This is a genomic window from Glaciimonas sp. CA11.2, from assembly GCF_034314045.1.
Taxonomy (GTDB): Bacteria; Pseudomonadota; Gammaproteobacteria; order Burkholderiales; family Burkholderiaceae_D; genus Glaciimonas.
Window position 1 is genome coordinate 818,687 of sequence record NZ_JAVIWL010000001.1, and the last position, 23,614, is coordinate 842,300.

Consider the following 23,614-nt stretch of genomic DNA (forward strand, 5'->3'; position numbering starts at 1 on the left):
CACGAGCTAGGGTCGCATTGAGAAGCAGAGCCGTACGGAGGTACGGTGAGCATCGGAAATGCGAGATTGGTTTGCGCAGCAGGTTTTTTGAGGTACCTGTTTGGGCAGCAGGTTTTTCGAGGTACCTACCTGACGCGCTCTAAAATGCTGACATAATTTGCTACTGCGGCACCGCCCATATTGAATACGCCGACATATCTGGCATCCGCTATTTGCATTTCGCCCGCATCGTGGCAAGCCTGCATCGCTGCCATGACATGCATTGAAACACCGGTGGCGCCAATTGGATGACCTTTCGATTTCAGTCCGCCAGAAGGATTAATCGGTAAACGGCCTTCTTTGGTGGTGACGCCGTCGAGAATCGCGTGCGCGCCTCGTCCTGGCTCAGCCAAACCCATTGCTTCATATTCCAGCAATTCCGCGATAGTAAAGCAGTCGTGGGTTTCTACTAGCGACAGATCTGTAAGCGTCAACTTTGCCTGCGCCAGCGCCCTCTTCCACGCCAGACTGCCGCCCTCGAAGGACGTTGGGTCACGCCGACTGAGCGGCAGAAAATCATTGACGTGCACTGCCGAGCGAAACTGCACCGCACGCGGCATACTTTTAGCGACATCAGCGGCGCTGATGATCATTGCCACTGCACCGTCTGAAATCAAGGAACAATCGGTACGTTTCAGCGGGCCGGCGACGAATGGATTCTTTTCAGATACATGACGGCAAAAGTCAAAGCCCAGATCTTTGCGCATATGCGCATAAGGATTGGCCGCGCCATTTTTATGGTTCTTTGCTGCGATTGCTGCCAAAGCATCCGACTGATCGCCGTAACGATCAAAATAGGCTTGGGCAATATTGCCGAACACACCTGCGAAACCGCCAGCAATGGCCGCTTCTTCTTTAACGTAGGAACATTTGAGCAAGACATCGCCAACTGCCGCTGTAGCCAGTTCGCTCATTTTTTCGTAGCCAATGACTAGCGCATGGCGCGACTGACCGGATAAAATTGCCTGTAATCCTGAATGAATTGCTGCTGAGCCGGTGGCGCAAGCGTTTTCGACCCGGACTGCTGGCGTGAATCGCATTTCCGGAATGCTATTAAAAATGAGTGAAGAAGGAAAATCCTGCTGCAGAAAGCCGCCATTAAAGGTGCCGATGTGAATAGAACTGATATCGGCCGGTGTCAGACCCGCGTGCGCTATCGCCGCCTGCGCTACTTCGGCAATCAATATTTCAGGATCGAGGGCATCAAGTTTACCAAACTTAGAATGGTTCCAGCCGGTAATGCATGGGGCGGAAGTCGATGGAGAGGAAGTCGTCATTTGGATTCCTAAAAAGAGTTTTCAGAATAATGCTATGCAAAAATAATGCCAAGGTTATGACACGAACGGCAACTATAGGTAACTGTCGCCAAGAACTATCAAATGGTCATTCTCAATGTAGATCAAGGCGAAAAATGAAGTAGAAGCGAATGAAAGCGTATGGCGTCAATATTATCCTTTTGCGCAGCGGCGTGGCGTATGGACCGATTTTTGGGGCGGCGATTGCATAGCAACTGGCGTGCAGCGTGAGATAAAGAATTTTGCTGCACCGCAGTAACGACAGGTGTTTATTTTATGCGACAGGTGTCGCACAAAATAAACACCTGACATCCTTTGTCGAAATTGCATTTTTAGACGAGAATATCAGCACTGGGCTGAGGATAGCTGCCAGAGCAAGAGACGAGGAGGAAGAGAAGCACGACAATATAGCCAATCGGAATAACCGCCGATAGCAAAACTGGGCCTTGGCACTTAAATTGCTCTATCCAATCTTACGCAGCGTAGCTACCAGGTTCCAGAGATCATTTTTTATATAACTAAAATCCAGGAGACAAACAGATGGGTAATCGCGTTGGTATCATTTCACGCCGCAATTTTTTGAAAACAATTTCTGCCACATCGGCAATCGCCGCCAGTGGCTTAAGTATGGTTTCGACACAAGCTTTTGCCGCTGCCGAGTTCACCTTAAAATTCGCCAATAATCTGCCAGTCACACATCCGATGAATGTGCGGGCAAAAGAAATGGCGGCAAAAATTGCGACCGACTCAAAAGGTCGCATTGATATGCAAGTCTATCCAAATAGCCAGCTCGGTACTGATACCGACATGCTGTCGCAAATTCGTGCTGGCGCTATTGATTACTTTTTGCTTTCACCGTTGATTCTTGGAACACTAGTCTCGGATGCACAAATCAGCGGAATTGGTTTTGCATTTAAAGATTACAACCAAGTGTGGGCAGCGATGGATGGCGATCTTGGCGCCCACGTGCGCAAACAGATTTCGGCGAAATCGACACTGTTCGCGTTCGACAAAATTTGGGATAACGGCTATCGCCAAATCACCAACAGCAGTCGCCCGATTAATAAGCCGGAAGACTTGAAAGGTATGAAATTACGCGTTCCACCAAGTCCACTCTGGACCTCAATGTTCCGCGCATTTGATGCTGCGCCAACCAGCATTAACTTTGCCGAAGTCTATTCAGCGCTGCAAACAAAAATCGTCGAAGGCCAGGAAAATCCACTAGCGATCATCTCGACTGCCAAACTGTACGAAGTGCAGAAATATTGTTCGATGACGAATCATATGTGGGATGGTTTTTGGTGTCTGGCGAATAAAACCTCTTTCGAAAAGCTGCCGAAGGATCTTCAGGATATCGTCACGCGTAATATCAACGAAGCCGGTCTGAAGCAACGCGTTGACACCAAGGCACTTAACGATTCACTAGTCGCCGAAATGAAAACCAAAGGCCTGCAATTCAACGATACCAACAACGACGCTTTTCGCACCAAGCTACGTAGTGCTGGATTTTACGAGCAATGGCACAAAAAATTTGGGGATGAGGCTTGGGCCATCCTTGAGAAATACACCGGAAAATTGGCCTGATGGACGCCGCTACGACCTATACCACACCAGTGCAAAGCCATTTTCTGGCGCGGCTTCTGGCGACGGTCAACCGCGGCGTGATGCACGTTGTCGCTGCGGTGGCGGCAACGCTGGTGATTGTTGAGACGTTGATATTGCTGATCGGCGTGACCTATCGCTATGCGTTGCACGATCCGCTGATCTGGTCGGACGAACTGGCCTCAACACTATTCATCTGGCTATCGATGCTGGGTGCGGTGCTGGCGCTTGACCGTGGTGAACATATGCGGCTAACGGCGATTGTTAATAAACTTTCCGAAAAATGGCGCATCTGGTTCGAGACTGTGGCAGCGCTGATTGTCTGCATCTTTGTTCTGATGATCATTCACCCGGCCGTCACCCATGCGACCGACCAAATGGCGATCACCACGCCCGCTCTGGAAATTCCGGACGGCCTGCGTGCGGCGGCTTTGCCAGTCGGTGCCATTTTGATGTTGCTGGCTGCGGTTGCCCGTATGGCTAGCCATGCGACCTTTAAACAAGTCACCTCAGCAATCGGTGTGGTGGGCGTTATCGCTCTGGCTTTGTGGCTAGGCAAACCATTGCTGCTCGCCATGGGCAACTACAATCTGATCATATTTTTCGTCGTGCTGATTGGTGCGTGCGTGGCTGGCGGTATTCCAATTGCGTTTGCATTCGGTACTGCCACCATGGCTTATCTGGCGTTAGCCACGAATGCGCCAATGATGATCGTGGTGAGCCGCATGGACGAAGGTATGTCCAGTCTGATTTTACTCTCGGTACCGTTATTTGTTTTGCTCGGCGCACTGCTGGAAATCAGCGGTCTGGCGCGTACGCTGATCGATTTCATGGCCGCGTTGCTTGGACACGTACGCGGCGGCTTGCAATACGTCCTCCTTGGCGCGATGTTTCTGGTATCGGGTATATCCGGCTCTAAAGCAGCCGATATGGCGGCCATTGCACCGGCTCTGTTCCCTGAGATGAAGAAACGCGGCGCCAAGCCGGAGGAATTGGTGGCGCTATTGTCAGGAAGCGGTGCCATGACCGAAACGATTCCGCCAAGTCTGGTGCTGATCACGATCGGTGCGGTGTGTAGCGTATCCATTACGTCATTGTTCATCGGTGGCTTGATGCCAGCGGTAATTGCGACTATCGCTATTGGGTCAGTCTGCTGGCTTCGGGCCCGTCGGGAGCCGATCACCAACATCAAACGTGCTTCATTTGCAGTCATTGGTAAAACACTGATCATCGCCATACCCGCTCTGGCACTCCCGATACTGATCCGCGTGGCAGTCATCGAAGGTGTCGCGACAGCGACCGAAGTGGCGACTATCGGCGTGGCTTATACCATCGTGGTAGGACTGGTAATGCATCTGTTTATGCGTCACCTCGACTTCAAACGTATTTATCCAATGCTGGTTGAAGCCGCAACCTTGTCAGGCGCGATTCTGCTGATCATCGGTATGGCGACATCAATGGCGTGGGCACTGACACAATCCGGTTTCTCGGCCAAGCTGGTGACGCTGATGCAAGGTGTTCCAGGCGGTGGTATCGGTTTCTTGCTGATTTCAGTGGTTATCTTCATCGTGCTGGGCAGCATATTGGAAGGAATTCCAGCGATTGTATTGTTTGGCCCGTTACTATTTCCAGTGGCGCGTTCATTAGGCGTGCACGACGTGCACTATGCCATGGTGGTAATCCTGTCAATGGGAATTGGCTTGTTCGCACCGCCGTTCGGAGTCGGTTTCTATGCAGCATGCGCCATCGGCAAAGTATCGCCGGATAAAGTGTTCAATCGGGTCTGGGGATATCTCGCTGCGCTGGTTATAGCATTGCTGATCGTCGTTGCTATTCCTTGGATTTCAATCGGATTCCTCGATAAATAATCGACCTAAAAACCATTCGACTTCAAAACCGGCGGTCTGCAAGAGATAGCTAACTAGCTAAACAGACCGCCAACCTAACGGAGATAAAATGTCCCAACATGATAACCGCGCACCTCGGGTGGCGCTGGTGACGGGCGGAGCCATGGGTATCGGTGCTGCCATTTCGGCACGTCTGGCGGCAGATGGATTGCACGTATTGGTCGCCGACATCAACCTCGACGCAGCCACCGTAACGGCAAACAAAATAAACGACTCGGGCGGCTCAGCTACGCCAATTTGCATGGACGTCAGCAATCCTGAAACGATCGCACAAGTATTCGCCGCTATCGCGCTGGATTATGGTCGCTGCGACGTGCTGATCAATAACGCTGGCATCGCAAAAACCTATGCATTTCTGGACTTGCCACTGGATGCCTGGCAAAAAACCGTCACCACCAATCTCACCAGCGTGTTGCTATGCGGTCAGCATGCGGCACGTCTGATGCTGCGACACAAATGGGGTCGCATTGTGAATATATCGTCTGTCTCGGGCTTACGGGCCAGCGCTGGACGCACTGCTTACGGCACGTCAAAAGCTGCGGTCATCGGCTTGACGCGCCAGATGGCAATCGAGTTGGCAGAACACGGCATAACGGTCAATAGCGTTGCGCCCGGCCCGATCGATACGGCAATGACGCAGACTTTGCATTCTGCTGAAACACGCCTCAGTTTTACCAACGGTATTCCGATGAAACGCTACGGAACACCCGATGAAATCGCCGCCGCTGTGGCGTTTTTGGCCGGAGCCGATGCCGCCTACATCAGCGGTCATGTTGTGCCGGTTGATGGTGGCTTTATTGCCGCTGGCGTACTCAGTATCTAATTTGGAATATTGAATATCTATTTGCCTATCTATTGACCGGCCAGGAAAGCACAACGCCGCTGGAGTGGTTTTGCCTAAGTCCTACTTACAAGGAATAATTTATGTTGCGCACTATGGAAAATAAGATTGTCATCGTCACGGGTGCCGGTTCGGTTGGGCCTGGCTGGGGTAATGGCAAGGCCGCTGCTGCTTTATATGCACGCGAAGGCGCAACGATTCTTGCGGTGGATCGCCACTTGCAAGCGGCAGAAGAAACCCGCGATTTGATCCGCGCGGAAGGCGGCGTGTGTGAGGCTATTTCCGCCGACGTTTCGAAAAGCGACGATGTTCAAGCGATGATACAAGCGGCGCTCGACCATTTCGATCGGATTGATGTATTGCATAACAATGTCGGGATTGCCGAAGTTGGCGGTCCGGTTGAAACGAGCGAAGAAAGCTGGGATCGTCTGGTAGCAGTCAATCAAAGCAGCGTGTTTCTGACGTGCAAATATGTGTTGCCGGTGATGGAGCGCCAGAAGAAAGGTGTCATCATTAATATTTCCTCAGTCGCTGCATTGCGTTGGATCGGCTTTCCTTATGTTGCGTACAGCGCGACCAAGGCAGCCATGCTGGCGGTGACCAAAAACATCGCTATACAATACGCATCCTCCGGAATTCGGGCGAATTGTATTTTACCCGGCCTGATGGATACACCGATGATACGCGAGCCACTCAAAGCATCGTATGGCGGCGATATCGAAGAAATGCGTCGCAAGCGTCACGAGCAATGTCCGATGGGATTTATGGGCGATGCCTGGGATGTTGCACACGCGGCTTTGTTTTTGGCGTCGGATGCAGCGCGGTATATTACCGGCGTAGATTTAATTGTGGATGGTGGACTGACGCTCAAGTGTATTTGAACCAGCTATATTTTTCCTCATATTTACACGCCAATCGATCAGAAAAGAATGCCGATACAGCGCTTGTTAAGGCCTCTTCTTTGATCTACTTAATGGTGTCCGAGTGACATAGTTAATCCGATGTTTGTCTAAAACTCTTCCACGCTTCCTCTGCGGTTTCGACAAATGTGCGGGCGCACGGATTCCGATTTTCTTTGTTCCAGATCACAGCCACCTCAACCACCGGCGCGTCCGTCATCTGCCTGAACACCGTTGTTTCCAGATGCATGGCTTGCATTGAGCGCGGGACCATCGCCACACCCAACCCTTCGCCGACTAAATTGACAATGGTTTGCTGCAAATTGGCGGCTAATTTGATGCGTGGGTGAAAGCCGTTAGCCTGGCAATAGCTGACTATCATGTCATAGACGACTGGCGCAATCGTGCGCGGAATGCTAATAAAAGATTCACTTGCCAGATCGTTCGGCGAGATCGTTTCATGACTTGCCAACCGATGATGTTTTGGTAGTACCAGGACCAATGGCTCGCTAAAAATAGTGCGACTATCAAGACCGGTGCAGTCTTCAGGCCGGTACATAATACCGACGTCAACTTTGCTTTCCTTGATATCGCCGACCAGCAAATTAGGCACGTATTCGATCAGTTGCATATCGACGTCAGGATAGGTCACCGAATAATGGCGCGTTACCGATGGCAAGATGTTATACGCCGACGACATCATAAAGCCGACCATTAACCGACCGATTTTGCCTGCACTGGTAGAGACGGCATTCCGTTTTGCACGCTCCAACGCACTAAATATCTCCGCCGTGTCTTTGTAAAAATTGTGCCCTGCCTTTGTCAGTTGCACATTGCGCTTGCTACGGTCAAACAGCAACACGCCTAATTCACGCTCTAAGGCCGCAATTTGTCGTGTTAATGGCGGTTGCGAGATATGCAACAATCCAGCCGCACGTCCAAAATGCAGGGTTTCCGCGACCGTTCTGAAATAAGTCAAATGGCGAAATTCGATCATCTGATACCTTCAAGGTATTAATGGGGTGACTATATTGTATTGGAAGTAATCAATCAAGCTAGCTATTCTTAGGCACAGCGAGTGCAGCTTCACCAAATCAGTTTGATTCAGATGTTAGTGCACACTCTGAAAAAGTTTCAATATTCACCAGCGTTGTGAATATTGAATAGTTCTAAAGGCGTCTCAGGTCACAAGCCAGACAATGCCACTCATAAAAATCAGTTCACAATGTAGAACTAGGAGACAAGCATGCCGACACAAACGGTCACCGTATCTAGCAATACCGGCCTTTCAAAAACCACTTCGTATCGCTCATTGGATGAACTATGTGGTGGCGATCCCCAGATGCAAGAATTGATCATGCGCGGTAAATTACTGATCGATAAAGGTATTCCCATTTTAATTTTGGGTGAAACCGGAACCGGTAAGGAATATCTGTCACGCGCACTTCACGCATATAGTGCGCGGCGCAAAGGCAACCTGATTGCCGTCAATTGCGCATCAATCCCGGAAAGTCTGGCTGAGAGTGAATTATTTGGCTACTGCAAAGGCGCATTTTCTGGTGCTTTGCCCGGTGGCATGAAGGGCAAAGTCCAACAAGCCGATGGCGGCACATTATTTTTGGATGAAATCGGCGACATGCCGTTTTCTCTACAAACCCGATTGTTGAGAGTGCTGTCGGAACACGAAGTCATTCCACTGGGTGCGGCGCATCCTGTCAGCGTCGATATCCACTTGATTTGTGCAACGCATCAGGATTTAAAAACGTTAATTGCGCAAGGCCGCTTCCGCGAAGATTTGTATTATCGCATTGCGGGTGGCGTGTTGCGCTTGCCAACACTGCGCGCACGTGCAGATAAAAAACAATTAATCATGCAAATGATAGCTGATGAATTATCTCTCGATCAAATCGATCAAATGAGCCCAATCAACTCTTCTGGCTATCTGAGTTGCAAGGCTGAACGGATTATGTCACCAGTAGCTCTGCAACAAATGATGGCCTATTCGTGGCCCGGCAATCTACGGCAAATGCACGCGGTGGTCCGCTATTGCTGCGCGGTGATGAGCAACAATCGGATCGAAGCAAGCGATCTTCCCGAGGATTTAATGCAGCTTCAGGATCTGCCGGTCAGTCATTCAGTTAATCACTCGAATACCGTCCATCAGGCTTTCCCACCAAGCCGATTATCTCCATCGCGCACGTTTAACGTTCCGCTTAGAGACGAGCGCTCGCGGGTGATCGATGCTTTAGTTGGTAGTCGCTGGAATATTTCTGCAGCATCAAGACAATTGGGAATGTGCCGTGCGTCGCTATATCGAAAGTTACGCGAACTAGAAATTCCCCATGTGCGTGATCAGGCCATGCCCGCTTATGCAACCTAGTTGCGGCGTAGTTAAATCGTAGTTAAATCGTAGATTACGCACCGTACCGTGAAGTACAGCAGAGGTTTAAGCCAAAGCTGTTTAATGGCTTAAACCGAACTAACTCCTGTTTCGACAAAATCTGGTTACACCGAAAAGCGCTAATATATTATTTACTTAGCGTATTTTTTTAAGTTCAAAATTCTGCTCAAACTGATCCGGTGGAAGTGGTAGGCCTATATAAAATCCTTGCACCTCGTCGCAACCTTTTGTTCGCAAAAACGTCATTTGCTCCTCAGTTTCCACGCCCTCGGCGATGGTCCCCAACCCGAGACTCTTGGCGATACCAATAATGGCAGTAATAATGGCGCGATTTTCCGTGCTTTCACTAATATCCCGCACGAAAGATTGGTCTATCTTTAGCTTGCAAATCTTAAATCGGCGTAAATAACTGAGGGATGAATAGCCCGTTCCGAAGTCATCGATAGATAACCGAATGCCATGTGCCAACAGTCTGTCGATAATGATGATGGCTTCATGAGGATTATCCATGGCCGCACTTTCGGTCAACTCCAGTTCCAGATAATGCGAAGGTAAATCTTCTTCCGTCAATATCTGCATCACCAACTCAGGCAAACGTGGATCACGAAACTGCACGGCAGAAAGGTTGACCGCTATCCGTGTCCGCGGCAATCCTTTGTCGAGCCACGCTTTGCATTGCCGAATTGCCTGGCGTAACACCCATTCGCCAATTTGCAAAATTTGACCGCTATCCTCTGCAATCGGGATGAAATCAGAGGGTTCCAGGTGTCCGAGTTCAGGATGTTCCCAACGTAGCAAGACTTCTGCACCAACCATACCGCCGTCGCTTAATCGTATCTGGGGTTGATAATGCAGCTGAAATTGTTTTTGCTCCAGTGCGTGACGAAGAGCATTTTCGATGACCATGACTCGCGCCGAATTGGCCTGCATTTCGGACGTAAAAAAACGATACCCGTTTCGCCCTGCTTGTTTGGCACGATACATCGCCACGTCGGCGCTGCGAGACAGCGTTTCAAAATCAGTGCCGTCACCAGGAAATATGGCAATGCCGATGGATGGCGTCACCACCAACTCATATTGCTCAATCTGATAAGGTTTCTTCGCCAACTCAAGTATCTTTTCAACCAAATGCGCCGCACCTATTGCATCTGTATCCGGAAATACCAGAATAAATTCATCGCCACCGAGTCGCGAAATGGTGTCTTGTCCGCGCACCGCCTGGATCAGGCGATTCGACCATGCGACCAATAACTGGTCACCTACTTGGTGCCCGAGCGAATCGTTCACATTTTTAAAATGATCCAGATCAAGGAACATCAGTGTCAGCGCACTCTGGTTGCGCTGTGCGATAGCGAGATCGTGGAGAATACGGTTTTTTAATAGCGCACGGTTCGGTAATCCGGTGAGAGCATCGAAATGCGCCATCCGATGGATATGCGCTTGCGCTTCTTTGTGCTCAGTAATATCACTGAAAATCACGATATAGTTAGAGGGATTGCTGTCTGCATCAAGCACACGACTTATCAAAAACCATCCCATATATAGACGGCCATCGTTACGACGGCATGACATCTCGCCCTGCCAATGCCCTTCCATATCGACGGTGGTCCACACTTTTTGATAAAAATCCTGACCGTGATGGTCGGTTTGCAACATGTTTTGATTCTTGCCGATCGTCTCGGCTTCGCTATAACCGGTGATCGTCGTAAACGCGTGGTTGACCATGATGATCGCACGGTTGACATCCGTCACCATGATGGCTTCGCCGCTCTGCTCAAAAACCTTAGCGATCAAATGCAGCTTGGCTTCTGCCTGTTTGCGGACGTGGATGTCCGTAAGAGTCACCCGCACTACCTGTGTCGGATTCATCGGCCCATCAGCGTCTATACGCAAAGAATCGAGCTGCACTTCAAATGGCAAGCCAGCGTTACTCAACATCGTTAGTTCACATTGCTGCTGTTGCGTCTGTCGCAATACGCCAATGAAATATCGATGCCAGCGATCTTTATCTTCCACCGTGACAAAACGTGCAAAACGACGCTGTAGTAATTTCGACCGATCTATCCCCAACAACGTTGCGGCGGTAAGATTGACCTCAATAATCAAACCCTCGGAAGTCAACGTGAGGTAACCGACCGGCGCAAAATCGTAGAGGTCGACGTAGCGATCACGGGTCTCTTCCAGAATAATTTGCGTCCGCCGCAACTCTTCGTTCTGCATCTCCAGCTCGACCTGATGCACGCGTAGTTCGTGCAGAATTTCGTCCGTGGAGCGGTTTGCGAACTCCGATACCGTTGTCACCGTCGAATGGGCGAGTTTAGTTTCAGCCTCTGATCGTTGCCGATCTGCGTTGTTGGACTTATCGTTCATGTGACCGCCGCCAGAGCAAGTAATATCAAATTCGATTCGCCGGTTTTACTGACAATACGACGCGCATTGAGCAGCATTTTGCGGCGACCAATAATCGGAAAGTCCTGCTCTACCGGGTAGTCTTCAAAAGTCTCATTGTGTTGTCGGACACTTTCCAGCAACTGGCGCAGTGCCAGAATATCCCATTGACGGCTACCTAAATCGTAAATCAAATTACCCACTGTATCTTGCGGTTGAACCTTAAACTCCCGATAGAACGACTGGCTCGCAGATATCACTCTGAAGGAACTATCCAGTACCAGTAATGGCTCACGCACAGTATTGATAATGCCCTCGGCCAGATGCTGGGCCTCGCGTGCCTCAATCGCTTTGATGTGTTCAGTAATGTCGGTAAAGGTCAGGACGACACCATCAATCACATTGTCGAGAGTGCGATAAGGCTGAATGCGGGCCAAATACCAGTCGCCGTTGGCGGTGCTGACTTCGCGCTCAAGCGGAATCAACGTTTCCAGAACTTCTTTGGCCTCGCTTAACAGGTCGTCGCCAGTGAGGTCCGATTTAATGTCGCCCAGGGCACGCCCCATATCTGACTGTGCCAACCGATAAATCCGCACAGCATCCCGGGTGAACCTGCGCACATGCATATTTTGATCAAGGAAAATCGTGCCGACGTGAATATTTTCCAGCAAATTTTTCATGTCATTTTGCATATCGGCCAATTGTTCTATCTTGGCCTCTAATTCTGCGTTGACGGTCACCAGTTCTTCATTGACCGATTGCAGCTCTTCTTTAGATGTCTCCAACTCCTCATTAGTCGATTGCAGTTCTTCGTTAGTCGATTGCATCTCCTCATTAACGCATTTGAGTTCCTCGTTAAAATTCTGCTGTTCCTCGATGGTCGAATGGAGACTCTCTTTAATATAAGCTAGCTCGCGTTGCAACTCTTCAATCTGACGCAACTCCTCAGAACTGGCGGGATGTGCGTCCGCAGCGGGAACTCCTGCCGGTGGTTGTGCCACTTCCCTAAAACTGATTAGCAATAATCCCTTTTTCGTGTCTGGCTCAGATTGCGGTCTGACACTAATGCTCACTATTTGAGTAGCGTCATCCGTTTTGAGAGTGACTTCCTGATCCAGTGTCGAGGTCCCGAGGTTAGCGCCAGCATAAATGGCAACACGAAGCTCCGATTGCAATCCTTCACGCGCCATCTCGATGACATTCAGCGTGGCCTGCCCGGGAGCTGGACGCAGGTATTTGCCAGTATCGCCATGCACATATAAAATGTCACCCTTCAAATCGGTGATGACTGAGGCAGGCGCAAAGGCGCGAATTAACGCGCGTTTTGTGATCTCGGCGAAGCTATTTGCGTTAGTTTTTTTGATAACTTCCTCGGGGACTTTCTTACGTATTTCCGCTGTCCATGATAAGTCCCGCGCATGCACAAGTCGTGTCGGCGTGGAGGACGGTACAGACCGGAATAATTTCCATTTCCGATTAATGGGGGCAAACAGGTCTGTATGCGAACCTACGCCTTCAGAAGGCGATAATAGCAGTGTTCCGTTTTGCTTAAGCGCGTAATGAAAAGAAGGAATCAGACGGTTTTGCAATTCCGGCTCAAGATAGATCATTACGTTGCGACAACTGAGTAAATCCAGTTTGGTGAAAAGTGGGTCTTTCAAAATGTTATGGACCGCAAACACGATCATCTCGCGGATTTCTTTTTTTACACGATAGCCAGTATCTTCTTTGATGAAAAATCGATGAAGCCGCTCTGGCGTGACGTCCTCGCTGATGCCCGATACGTAAAATCCGGCACGGGCGATAGCAATTGCTTCATCATCGAGATCAGTACTATACAACTGCACTTTGCACTCTCGTCCGCACTCATTCATCAATTCACGCAGAATGATGGCAATCGAATAAGCTTCCTCGCCGGTGGCGCAACCTGCCACCCACACCCGCAGTACATATTGATCCGATATATCGGCTAAGAGCGCTGCAAGAATATCCTGCTTCAAAATGACAAAAGTCTCTGGATCACGAAAAAAACGTGTGACGTTAATCAACAATTCCTTAAATAAGATTTGCACCTCGGCCGGATGCTCACTGAGATATCGCGCGTACATTTCCATATCGCGAATGTTATGAGTCGACATGCGTCGTTCAATACGACGACAAATGGTATTTGTTTTATAAAGCGAAAAGTCGTGTCCTGCGCCGCTTTTTAATAACTGCAATATCTTGGCGACGCTACCAGACGTATCCTTCACACTCGGTAAATGTTCTTTCGATGGCATTGGCTTTAGAGTGTTATCTAACAAATATGCCGCCATTTGATCTGCAGGGAATGTAAAACGGGCGCACCCGGCGTTGATCGCACTGCGAGGCATGCCGTCGTATTTAGCGGTAGTCGGATCTTGGACAATAGAGGTTCCACCCGCCGCAAGGATGGCACTCAAGCCAACAGTACCGTCCGTGCCGGTACCTGACAAAACAACACCAATCGCCCTTGATCCCTGATCTTTAGCTAAAGACCCCCATAAATACGTCGATCGCCATCCGTTGCCCCCGCGGAACTTTGGGAACGCTGAGGCGTAGCGCGCCGCGACTGATTGTCATATCCCGATTGGGGGGAATAACATAGACGCAATTGACTTCTACTTTTTGCTCGTCCCTAGCCTCACATACTTGCATCGTGGTTGTGCGTTGCAATATTTCTGTTAGCAGACTGACATGATCTGGGTCGAGATGAGAAATGAGTATGAAGGCCATCCCGCAATCGGCTGGAACAGGGCGGAAAAATTGCTCGAACGCTTCCAACCCTCCGGCCGAAGCGCCAATACCTACGATGGGAAAGCGTTCATCGCCTTCCTGTTTTTTGGGACTCATGCCGGCCTTCTCGCCAGCGGCGATATTAACTACTTTAGCCACCATGGCAATTTCCTTTTACCAAGGGTCTTCGTATAAAAATAGTGATATAAATAACAGAATCGGAGAAGATACAAATCGATAAATTAGTACGCATTTTTTTCGATTTAATAACACAACATATTAAAAATTTCGCACGTGTGCTTAGTCTTTCTTTGCTTTAACTAAAGCATAGCGATGTGGTAACTATAAGTCTACTAAATTCACAAGAGGCTGAATGGCGTGATTAAACGGCGCAACACAATCAATCTTAACCAATCTGAATGAAGGCAAAAAGGAATGAAAAATGACAGGGTTATCTATTAAGCGGTTATTTTAATCTTGAACAAAATCGTCGGGTAAGCTAAAAACGAGGGCAACGTCAAACACAAACAGTATTAAAAAAGTTACGCATCATAAACTACTGGGACCACCGACAGGGAGCGACTCCATGAAAACAGCGTTCATCATTTCCGTACTATGTTCAATACTAACTGGCTGCGTTTCACCCGACAATTTTAGTTGCGAAAAACCTGACATCCGTCCGATTTGGTGCAACGGCCGACTGCCTAGTGAAACAGGTCACACGTGATAGCTAAGCGTTGATTCCATGAGCTGATGGAAACAGGAAAAGGAACGTCATGCGCCTTGTCGGCGCAATCGTTCCATTTGGCGGGGAGGTTTTAATACTATCGAGATTGCATGGTAACGCCAGTGTCGATGGTGCCGTACATTTGCACCACTGGACCTCTACCCGGTTCGGCCGGATGGCTTGCGCAACCCACTGTGACTAAGACAGTTAATAAGACAGTTATTGAGACAGTTAACAAACTTACTACACGTAATGTGACCATCAACATATTTTTCATGGTTGAGTACCCAAGTTGATAGCTTGCTTACTATAATTTTTTTTTGTTGTTATATTTATCTTTTTTATCGTAGTCAGTACCTGATTCATCGTATTTTTTATACTAGTCAATATGCTGTCTATCATGAGGTCGGTTTCCTTATTTGTATAGAGCAGCTTTGACACTGCAAAATAAGAACCGTTCGCCAGAATCAACACAACGCTACCGCTTTGTCTGCACCCTAATGTAGAGGTTAATTGATAACATCACATCAACCCGCAACGACGCAACCAAATGTCGTCGGCACGCCTCAATACGATCTTCCATTTCAGTTCAGGTATCACAAACACTGCAATTAAACCCTTTGCAATTATGTAAGACACTGCTGCGTGCGGCACCTGCATGTGCACCCGGACCACCAGCGCCCATACCCGCCAATTGCTCGGCACCGTTCCGAGGTTTCCAACTGTGCGTCGTCTTTAACGCGACATGGCCGCCGCTTAATAATGGGGTTGCATTGGTCTGTTGCTGGCAATAAGGACAGCCAATATCGTTGCCCAAAGCCTGCAAACGCAGCAACTTCTCAAATATGCCATCGCAATGGATACAGCGAATATCGTAAAGCGGCATTGTATTTTCCCGTCATGTCAGGTCTGTTATCTCACCGAATAGCGCCGCATCAACGGAGATGCGGCGCTCGGTGTCAATCAATCAAAGCGACTATCTTCCCCAATAAGCTTTGTCGTTCAACATGCCTTTTGGCGTGATGTCCTGGTCAAAAATGGAGGTCGGTAGCGACACCGTGCACGCGCAGTTAGGAATATCGACGATTCCGCCGATCCGCCCTTCTACCGGCGCTGCGGTGAGCAACATATAAGCCTGGCTACCGGTATAGCCAAAGTGTGTCAGATAGTCGATTGCCTTGAGACAGGCCTGACGATAAGCGACCGTCGCATCAAGATAATAGTTGACGCCGTTCTCCACACTGATACCTTCAAAAGTCAGCCATTGCTCGTAATGCGGCTTGACAATACTCGGCATAAAAATCGGTGACGAAATATTATATTTCGCCATACCGCCTTTGATAAGATCGAAACCGACGTGACTGACGCCATCCATTTCAATGGCGCCACAAAAACCGATCTCGCCATCACCTTGCGAGAAATGTAAATCGCCCATCGAGAAACCAGCGCCCTTAACATACACGGGGAAGAAAATACGCGTGCCAGCCGATAAATCCTTGATGTCGGTGTTGCCGCCATGCTCGCGCGGCGGCACGGTGCGCGCTGCTTCTCGTGCCATTGCATCGAACTTTGCACCACTCAAACCACGCAAAACAGCAGTGCTAGGATCAGGCGGCTTTGCCAGCCCTTTGGCAGCAAGTGGCGCTTCGCGCCGGTTCCATTCGGCCAGCAAATCGTGCGACGGCAAACAACCCATCAAGCCAGGATGCGTCAGGCCCGCTATCCGAACGCCGGGAATATGGCGCGAGGTCGCATACAACCCTTTCAAATCCCAGATCGCTTTGTCGGCATTGGGGAACATATCGGCCAGAAATCCACCGCCATTCTCTTTTGCAAACACACCTGAAAAACCTACCGGCGTAATTGGCTTAATGTCGAGTAAGTCAATCACCAAGAGATCGCCTGGCTCTGCTCCTTCAACATAAAAGGGGCCTGTTAATGGATGCGCGCGCGTCAGGTCAACGTTCTGTACATCCGACACGTCATCATTATCTTTAATCTGCGCATCGAGAAAATCGAGTGATTCGATCATGATCGATTCACCGGGTTTTACCGAGGACAAAAAGGGAATATCCGGATGCCAGCGGTTATGCCCAAGTTCCGCTTGTTCTGCCAGCGGCACGCCAGGTTTAATTTTGAAATGTTGCATACGTATCTCCTTATCGGGTGACAGACGAAAATGTTAAATAGAGAAAAAAGTAGGAATGGCGCGTATTACCCGAAGCCCAAAAAACTAGCTATTCGGAATACCTTCAATCGGACACTCTGCAGTTCCGGCAGTGGTACGCGTGAGTGCTTCTGCCTGGCGCCGTGCGGCCTGCGGATCATTGACCCAGGTTTTATAGAAATCGAACGGACAATCGGCAACGCCTTCAGGCGCTTCGCCGGAATTGATTTTTCCGGTATAACCACGGTGTAAAAGTTTGTACAAATGGTTTTGCGATTGCCAGTTCCGCCGTGCATCGCGAATCTGGCTGACTGATAATTCGGCGTATTGAATCCCCATTTCTTCGGTGCCGCATTCGCCTAATGTGCGTCCGTCAAACCCGACAATGGCAGAGTGACCGAAATACGAATACACGCCATCGAAGCCCGTCGCGTTGGCGACGGCCACGTAGATGTTATTCATCCACGCCATACATTTGGATACCATTACTTGCTGCTCTTTCGCTGGATACATGTAACCCTGGCAGCGCACGACTAACTCAGCACCTTTCATCGCGCAATCACGCCAGATTTCCGGATAATTACCGTCATCGCAAATAATCAGGCTAATTTGCAAACCCTTTGGGCCTTCTGAAACATACGTTTGCTCGCCCGGATACCAGCCTTCAATCGGTGTCCAAGGCATGATCTTGCGATATTTTTGTACGATTTCACCGTGATTGTTCATCAAAATCAAGGTGTTGTACGGGACCTTATTCGGATGTTCTTCATGCCGCTCACCTGTCAGTGAAAACACACCCCAGACATTCGCAGTGCGGCAAGCCTGTGCAAAAATATCGGTCTCTTCCCCGGGAATGGTGGAAGCGGTCTCCATCATTTCGGTCGGGTCGTACATGATGCCGTGACTGGAATACTCAGGAAAAATGACCAGATCTATCCCTGGTAATCCCTGCTTCATACCCACCACCATCGCCGCAATATTGCGCACGTTATCCAACACTTCTGCTTTTGTATGTAACCGCGGCATTTTGTAATTCACCACTGCGACGCCAACCGCATCTTTGCTTCCTGAAATATCGCCGTGTCTCATCGTGCGCTTTCGTTGATTGAAGGTAATGAAAAAAATAAATGACTTCGTTAGTCTGCCTGGCGACTAGCAAATTAGTTAGGGACTTAAACCGATAAATAACGACTGATCGTGGCTGCATCCACTCGATCCCTAGCGTCTTCGTACACCAGATTTCCCTTGTCGATGACGAGAAAACGATCAGCAATCTCCATCGTGAAACTCAGCACTTGCTCTGAAACAATGATGGTCAGTTCACGGATTTTTCGAATCTCTTTGAGACTACGTGCGATATCTTTGATAATCGATGGCTGGATACCTTCGGTTGGCTCATCCAGCAACAACACTCTTGGATTAGTTGCCAGCGCGCGGGCAATCGCCAGTTGCTGTTGCTGACCGCCAGACAGATTTCCGCCCTTGCGGCTGCGCATATCGAAAAGCACCGGAAACAACGCATACAACTCTTCCGGGACCCTTCCCTGCGCAGCGGCTGGCAACCCGGTCTGGATGTTTTCCAATACTGTCATCCCAGGAAAAATCATGCGCCCTTGCGGAACGTAAGCCACGCCGCTGGCAACGCGCTGATGGCTTTCCATTTTGGATAACTCCACGCCATCGATCTGGATGCTGCCGCCACGTGTCGGCAGAATTCCCATGAGCGTTTTGAAGAGTGTGGTCTTGCCCATACCGTTGCGGCCCATGACTGCCACTATTTCCTGTTTGGCGACACGCAAGTTGATGTCATGAATGACCTGGCTTTGGCCATAACCGGAAGCGAGATGCGCAACATTAAACATAGTCAATCCTTTGGTAAGAAATCAGTGGCCCAGATACACTTCGATCACTTTGGGATCGGCCTGGACCGACTCCATGCTGCCTTCGGCAAGGATTTTTCCCTGATGCAGGACGGTCACTTTATGGGCGATACTTTTAACGAATTCCATGTCATGCTCGATGACAAGCACAGAACGTCCCTTGCTGATGCGACCCAACAACTCTGCGGTCTTTTCACGTTCTGATACGCTCATCCCGGCGACTGGTTCGTCGAGCATCAACAATTCCGGTTCTTGCATCAGCAGCATGCCGATTTCCAGCCATTGCTTCTGTCCGTGCGATAAAAGGTCAGCTTGCATGCTTAAATACTCTTCGAGAAAAATATCGATGGCAACCGCCTCAACGCGCTCAATGACATCAGCGCTACGCTTGAACACCAATGCGCCAAAGACTTTTCGACCGCGAGGAAACGAGAGTTCCAGATTTTCAAATACGGTGAGATTTTCATAGATCGATGGCGTCTGAAATTTGCGTCCAACGCCAGCTTGCACAATCTCGTGTTCGCGCATTTTTGTCAGTTCACGATTCTTGAACTGAATGCTTCCAGAAGTCGCTTGCGTTTTGCCACAAATTAAATCCAGCACGGTAGTCTTTCCTGCACCGTTCGGTCCGATGACGACCCGTACTTCATTGCGCTGCACGTACAGATTTAACTTATCGACTGCGGTGAAACCGTCAAATGAGACGGTCAAATCTTCAATGGCGAGGACCGGATGTTCGGTGGATTCAAATCCTATCGGGTTACTCATTTCAACACCTCCAGATTGCCACCGTCAGAATTGGCTAGCGTGCGATCAGATGTCGGTATGACAGAGTTTTTCTTCACTGGCACAACTACTGGCGTTGGGAGTAACGATTCTTTTACGGAACGGCGCGGCATCAGTTTTAATAGCCATTTTTTACCGTGACTGTCATATAGACCAGCAAGACCATTTGGAAAATACATCACAACAACGATGAACAGTCCACCCATCAGGAACAACCATAATTCAGGAAACGTTTCAGAAAAGAAGGTCTTCCCAAAGTTGACCAGCAAGGTGCCATACACTGCGCCCAGCAATGACATACGACCGCCCACTGCTGCATAGATCACCATTTCGATCGATGGCACAATACCGACAAAGGATGGCGACATAAAGCCAACCTGCAGCGTGAACATTGCGCCACCAATCGCGGAAAAGAGTGCAGCGACACAATATACAAATATTTTAAAACTGGCGACGTCGTAGCCGGAGAAACGCACCCGCTCTTCTTTGTCACGCATCGCCATTAACAAACGGCCCAATTTGGACGTCAGGATAATGCGACCAAACACCACGCAACTCAGCAATAGTCCAGCATTGACGAAATACAACATTAACTTTGCCGAGTCGGTGCGAATATCCCATCCCAGCATCGTCTTCAAATCCGTGATGCCGTTAACGCCGCCGGTCAGGCCTTGCTGTCCGATAATCAGAATAGACAGAATGGCGGCTATTGCCTGCGTCACGATGGAGAAATAGACGTCTCCAACGCGTCGCTTGAACATGGCGATACCGATTATCAACGCCAGTAATGTTGGCACGATCAACACTGCCAAAATAGTAAAACTGAGGCTATGGAATGGCTTCCACATCATTGGCAATTGGGTGATCTGGTTCCAGTCCATAAAATCTGGAATGCCGGGTGTCGACTGGATTTTTGTGCTGATGGGATCAGATGCTTCAAGTTTCAGAAACATCGCCATGCAATAGCCACCCAAACCGAAGAATACGCCCTGCCCCAAACTCAGGATGCCACCATAACCCCAGCACAGCACTAAGCCCACGGCGACGAAAGCATAAGTCAGATATTTGCCGACCAAATTCAGACGAAAACTATCAAACAAGAGGGGAAACACCACTAACAACAGTACACCGAGTATCAGCAGTCCGATAGCACCGGATCGACCGCCCAACAATTTTTCGTATACCGTATTCATATTGCGCCTTTGTACGATTGGAAGGGCACGCTTATTTGCGCAGCCGGGCAGAAAACAGACCTTGTGGACGCAACATCAGGATCAGGATCACGGCCGATAAGGTCAACACCTTGGCCATCGAACCGGTCAGGAAAAACTCGGCTGTGGATTGGGTCTGGGCAATCGTGAAAGCCGAAGCGATGGTACCAATGAGACTTTGCGCGCCGCCAAAAACCACTACCAGAAAGGTGTCCACGATATACAAGGAGCCACTAGTCGGGCCAGTTGAACCAATCGTCGTGAATGCGGCGCCAGCGATACCGGCTACGCCACAACCAAGAGCAAAGGTGCTGCGATCAACCTTGCGCGTATTGATGCCGACAGCACCACTCATCACACGGTTCTGGACCGTAGCGCGTACTTGCAAACCCCAGCGCGAACGGAATAACAGCAGAAAGATACCACCGGTGAGCAACAGGGTTAATCCCATGATGAACACACCGTTGATAGGAATATCGATATTCGAGGTCAGCTTGAAAGAACCCATTAGCCATTCCGGCAGCGTGGCGCTGACTTCCTTCGCGCCGAACACTGAACGAAACGTTTGCTGCATCGCCAGACTTAATCCCCACGTTGCCAGCAAGGTATCGAGCGGACGTTTGTAGAGTCGACTGATCATCAGCCATTCGGCCAGATAACCAACCGCATAGGCCACAACAAACGATAAAACAATCGCGCCGAAGAAATAGTACGGTTGAAGGCTGGGTGCGTATTGGGTGGTTAATTGGGACAGCAAATAAGTGACGTAAGCGCCAATGGTAAGGAACTCTCCGTGCGCCATATTGATGACGCCCATCTGCCCGAAAATGATTGCGAGACCAAGTGCCATCAGCAGTAGCACGCAAAAAACCGATAGGCCGTTAAAGCCCTGCATGACAAAGACGGCACCGAATTCGGATAGTGAGACCATGGTGACTCCACGTGAATAAAAATTTTTCGTAACCTGTTTCCGCTTGCTGAGGCTTGCTACGGTTGTGAAAAAAGTCTAATGACAAAATCGGGTACGGAATATTCAAGTTTCAGATCTTGATTGCCCGGTGCGCAATCCTGCACCGGGTAATCGATATCAAGAAAAATAAACTATGCGTGGATTATTGATAGCCTTTTGGGAAAGGATTTGGCTCAATCAGATCAGACGTATAGACCACTTTGAACTGACCATCTTTTTGCGCTTCGCCGATCAGCGTTTTGCTCCACAGATGATGATTCGGATGAATTTTTACGGTGCCTTCAGGTGAGGCTTTCAGCTCTATTCCAGGCGAAGCGGCAACCACTTTATCGACATCAAAACTACCCGCTTTTTCGACTGCCGCTTTCCACAACCAAGGGCCCAGATAGGCTGCTTGGGTGACATCGCCGATAACCGCATTCGGACCGTATTTTGCTTTGAATTCGGCGACGAATTTTTTGTTCGCCGGATTGTCGAGGCTTTGGAAATACTTCATCGAAGCGTAAAAGCCTTCAACGTTTTCACCACCAATGCCGAGCATTTCGTCTTCTGTGACTGAAATGGTTAGCAGGTTTTGAGTCTTGGCGATGACGCCAGCGGCCTTCAACTGCTTGTAAAACGCCACGTTACTTCCGCCGACCACGTCAGCGAAGATGACATCCGGCTTTTTCAGTTTGATTTTGTTAATCAAAGAGCCGAACTGCGTATTTCCCAGTGGATAATATTCTTCGCCAACGACTGAGCCTTTGAGCACGTTTTCGATATGTTTACGCGCAATTTTGTTCGACGTGCGTGGCCAGATATAGTCAGAACCAACGAGGAAGAAGGTTTTTGCTTTCTTCTCTTTAGCTACCCAATTCAGGCCAGCAAGTACTTGTTGCGTGGCTTCCTGCCCGGTATAAAACACATTCTTCGATTGCTCAAGGCCTTCATAGAAAGTCGGGTAGTACAACAGACCGTTTTCTTTTTCAAAGATCGGTAATACGGCTTTGCGTGAGGCGGAAGTCCAGCAACCGAATACCGCGGCAACGTGATCGTTTTGCAGTAATTTTTTGGCTTTCTCAGCAAAGGTCGGCCAGTCGCTGGCGCCGTCTTCCTGGATGATCTTGATCTTACGTCCCAGAATTCCACCAGCGGCGTTGATCTGATCAATCGCCAGACGTTCGGCCTGAATCGAACCAGTTTCGCTGATCGCCATGGTGCCGGTGGCCGAATGTAACTGACCGACGGTAACTTCAGTGTCGGTAATCGCTAGCTTGGTCGTGTTGATTTTGGCCGTTGGAAATTGTTGCGCAAAAACGGTCAACGGCAGCGCCATCGCGGCACTGGCAGCCAATCCCAATAACATCTTGCGACGTTGAGAAGAAGCGACGGTTGAGGATGAACGACGCGAGGATGGGCTATGCGGCATGCGGTGCTCCTTGTTAGACGGTTAGGGGGCAAGAGCTATTTTCTGGCTTTGAGCTTTGGCTTTTGGGCTTGTTCGGAATGGCTCGTTGCGAAATGAAGAGTAAGTTTTATACTGCATCGCAACAATAAGTCATTTAACTTAGGCGGGAGTTACGTAAACACGCCCCAGCGGCGTTGTGCTTTCCTTGCCGCACTCGCGTGCTGTCTGCGTCGGCACGCCTTGCTGGAGCGAGTTTGCGTAACTCCCGCGGTCTATTTGTGAGATTTATAAAAGCTCGCCTGCGGCATTGCTTTCCTACACGATGACTGGAATTAGTGAGGGCAAGTTTTACAACGG

Annotated in this window: 18 protein-coding genes; 5 read left to right on the top strand and 13 right to left on the bottom strand. The window is 49.4% G+C overall.

What is annotated here, in order from left to right; translation table 11 throughout:
• Positions 1–125: 125 nt before the first annotated feature.
• The gene (locus tag RGU75_RS03510; RefSeq protein WP_322233058.1) at positions 126–1,316 is read right to left on the bottom strand and encodes an acetyl-CoA acetyltransferase; all 1,191 of its coding nucleotides are present in this window, start codon (positions 1,314–1,316) and stop codon (positions 126–128) included.
• 558 nt (positions 1,317–1,874) lie between these two features.
• On the opposite strand from RGU75_RS03510, the gene RGU75_RS03515 reads away from it, so the two are divergent.
• The 4 genes from RGU75_RS03515 (at position 1,875) to RGU75_RS03530 (ending at position 6,565) form a co-directional block, all read left to right on the top strand.
• Complete coding sequence (locus RGU75_RS03515; protein ID WP_322233060.1) at positions 1,875–2,918, top strand: TRAP transporter substrate-binding protein; 1,044 nt, start codon at positions 1,875–1,877, stop codon at positions 2,916–2,918.
• Complete coding sequence (locus RGU75_RS03520; protein WP_416186779.1) at positions 2,918–4,804, top strand: TRAP transporter large permease subunit; 1,887 nt, start codon at positions 2,918–2,920, stop codon at positions 4,802–4,804. The genes RGU75_RS03515 and RGU75_RS03520 overlap by 1 nt, the downstream gene beginning before the upstream one ends.
• 88 nt (positions 4,805–4,892) lie before the next feature.
• A complete protein-coding gene (locus RGU75_RS03525) occupies positions 4,893–5,666 on the top strand; it encodes an SDR family NAD(P)-dependent oxidoreductase (protein WP_322233062.1) in 774 nt (257 codons plus the stop codon).
• A gap of 101 nt (positions 5,667–5,767) precedes the next feature.
• Entirely contained in the window at positions 5,768–6,565 is a 798-nt protein-coding gene (locus RGU75_RS03530) for a glucose 1-dehydrogenase (protein ID WP_322233064.1), read from the top strand.
• A gap of 112 nt (positions 6,566–6,677) precedes the next feature.
• On the opposite strand, the gene RGU75_RS03535 is transcribed toward RGU75_RS03530, so the two are convergent.
• Positions 6,678–7,580 (bottom strand): LysR family transcriptional regulator, encoded by a 903-nt coding sequence (locus RGU75_RS03535; protein ID WP_322233066.1) that lies wholly within the window; start codon positions 7,578–7,580, stop codon positions 6,678–6,680.
• Positions 7,581–7,829: 249 nt separating this feature from the next.
• On the opposite strand from RGU75_RS03535, the gene RGU75_RS03540 reads away from it, so the two are divergent.
• Positions 7,830–8,963, top strand: coding sequence for a sigma-54-dependent Fis family transcriptional regulator (locus tag RGU75_RS03540; protein WP_322233068.1), 1,134 nt, complete (start codon positions 7,830–7,832; stop codon positions 8,961–8,963).
• Between the two features lie 156 nt (positions 8,964–9,119).
• On the opposite strand, the gene RGU75_RS03545 is transcribed toward RGU75_RS03540, so the two are convergent.
• The 11 genes from RGU75_RS03545 to urtA form a co-directional block, all read right to left on the bottom strand.
• A complete protein-coding gene (locus RGU75_RS03545; protein ID WP_322233070.1) occupies positions 9,120–11,354 on the bottom strand; it encodes a putative bifunctional diguanylate cyclase/phosphodiesterase in 2,235 nt (744 codons plus the stop codon).
• Positions 11,351–13,846: a CheR family methyltransferase gene (locus RGU75_RS03550; protein WP_322233072.1), complete on the bottom strand. Its 2,496-nt coding sequence runs from the start codon at positions 13,844–13,846 to the stop codon at positions 11,351–11,353. The genes RGU75_RS03545 and RGU75_RS03550 overlap by 4 nt, the downstream gene beginning before the upstream one ends.
• Before the next feature lie 31 nt (positions 13,847–13,877).
• Positions 13,878–14,288: a chemotaxis protein CheB gene (locus RGU75_RS03555; RefSeq protein ID WP_322233074.1), complete on the bottom strand. Its 411-nt coding sequence runs from the start codon at positions 14,286–14,288 to the stop codon at positions 13,878–13,880.
• A gap of 1,154 nt (positions 14,289–15,442) precedes the next feature.
• A complete protein-coding gene (locus RGU75_RS03560; RefSeq protein ID WP_322233076.1) occupies positions 15,443–15,739 on the bottom strand; it encodes an FmdB family zinc ribbon protein in 297 nt (98 codons plus the stop codon).
• Between the two features lie 90 nt (positions 15,740–15,829).
• Positions 15,830–17,002: a formamidase gene (fmdA, locus tag RGU75_RS03565; RefSeq protein WP_322233078.1), complete on the bottom strand. Its 1,173-nt coding sequence runs from the start codon at positions 17,000–17,002 to the stop codon at positions 15,830–15,832.
• Between the two features lie 84 nt (positions 17,003–17,086).
• Positions 17,087–18,109, bottom strand: coding sequence for an aliphatic amidase (locus RGU75_RS03570; RefSeq protein ID WP_322233080.1), 1,023 nt, complete (start codon positions 18,107–18,109; stop codon positions 17,087–17,089).
• Positions 18,110–18,192: 83 nt separating this feature from the next.
• The gene (urtE, locus tag RGU75_RS03575) at positions 18,193–18,882 is read right to left on the bottom strand and encodes an urea ABC transporter ATP-binding subunit UrtE (RefSeq protein ID WP_322233082.1); all 690 of its coding nucleotides are present in this window, start codon (positions 18,880–18,882) and stop codon (positions 18,193–18,195) included.
• Between the two features lie 21 nt (positions 18,883–18,903).
• Positions 18,904–19,668 carry an urea ABC transporter ATP-binding protein UrtD gene (gene urtD / locus RGU75_RS03580; protein ID WP_322233084.1) on the bottom strand — a complete coding sequence of 255 codons (765 nt, stop codon included), beginning with the start codon at positions 19,666–19,668 and terminating at the stop codon, positions 18,904–18,906.
• Positions 19,665–20,879 (bottom strand): urea ABC transporter permease subunit UrtC, encoded by a 1,215-nt coding sequence (urtC, locus tag RGU75_RS03585; RefSeq protein WP_322233086.1) that lies wholly within the window; start codon positions 20,877–20,879, stop codon positions 19,665–19,667. The genes urtD and urtC overlap by 4 nt, the downstream gene beginning before the upstream one ends.
• A 31-nt stretch (positions 20,880–20,910) precedes the next feature.
• Positions 20,911–21,828: an urea ABC transporter permease subunit UrtB gene (urtB, locus tag RGU75_RS03590; RefSeq protein ID WP_322233088.1), complete on the bottom strand. Its 918-nt coding sequence runs from the start codon at positions 21,826–21,828 to the stop codon at positions 20,911–20,913.
• Between the two features lie 181 nt (positions 21,829–22,009).
• Positions 22,010–23,278, bottom strand: a complete 1,269-nt coding sequence (urtA, locus tag RGU75_RS03595; protein WP_322233090.1) for an urea ABC transporter substrate-binding protein — start codon at positions 23,276–23,278, stop codon at positions 22,010–22,012.
• Positions 23,279–23,614: the final 336 nt, after the last annotated feature.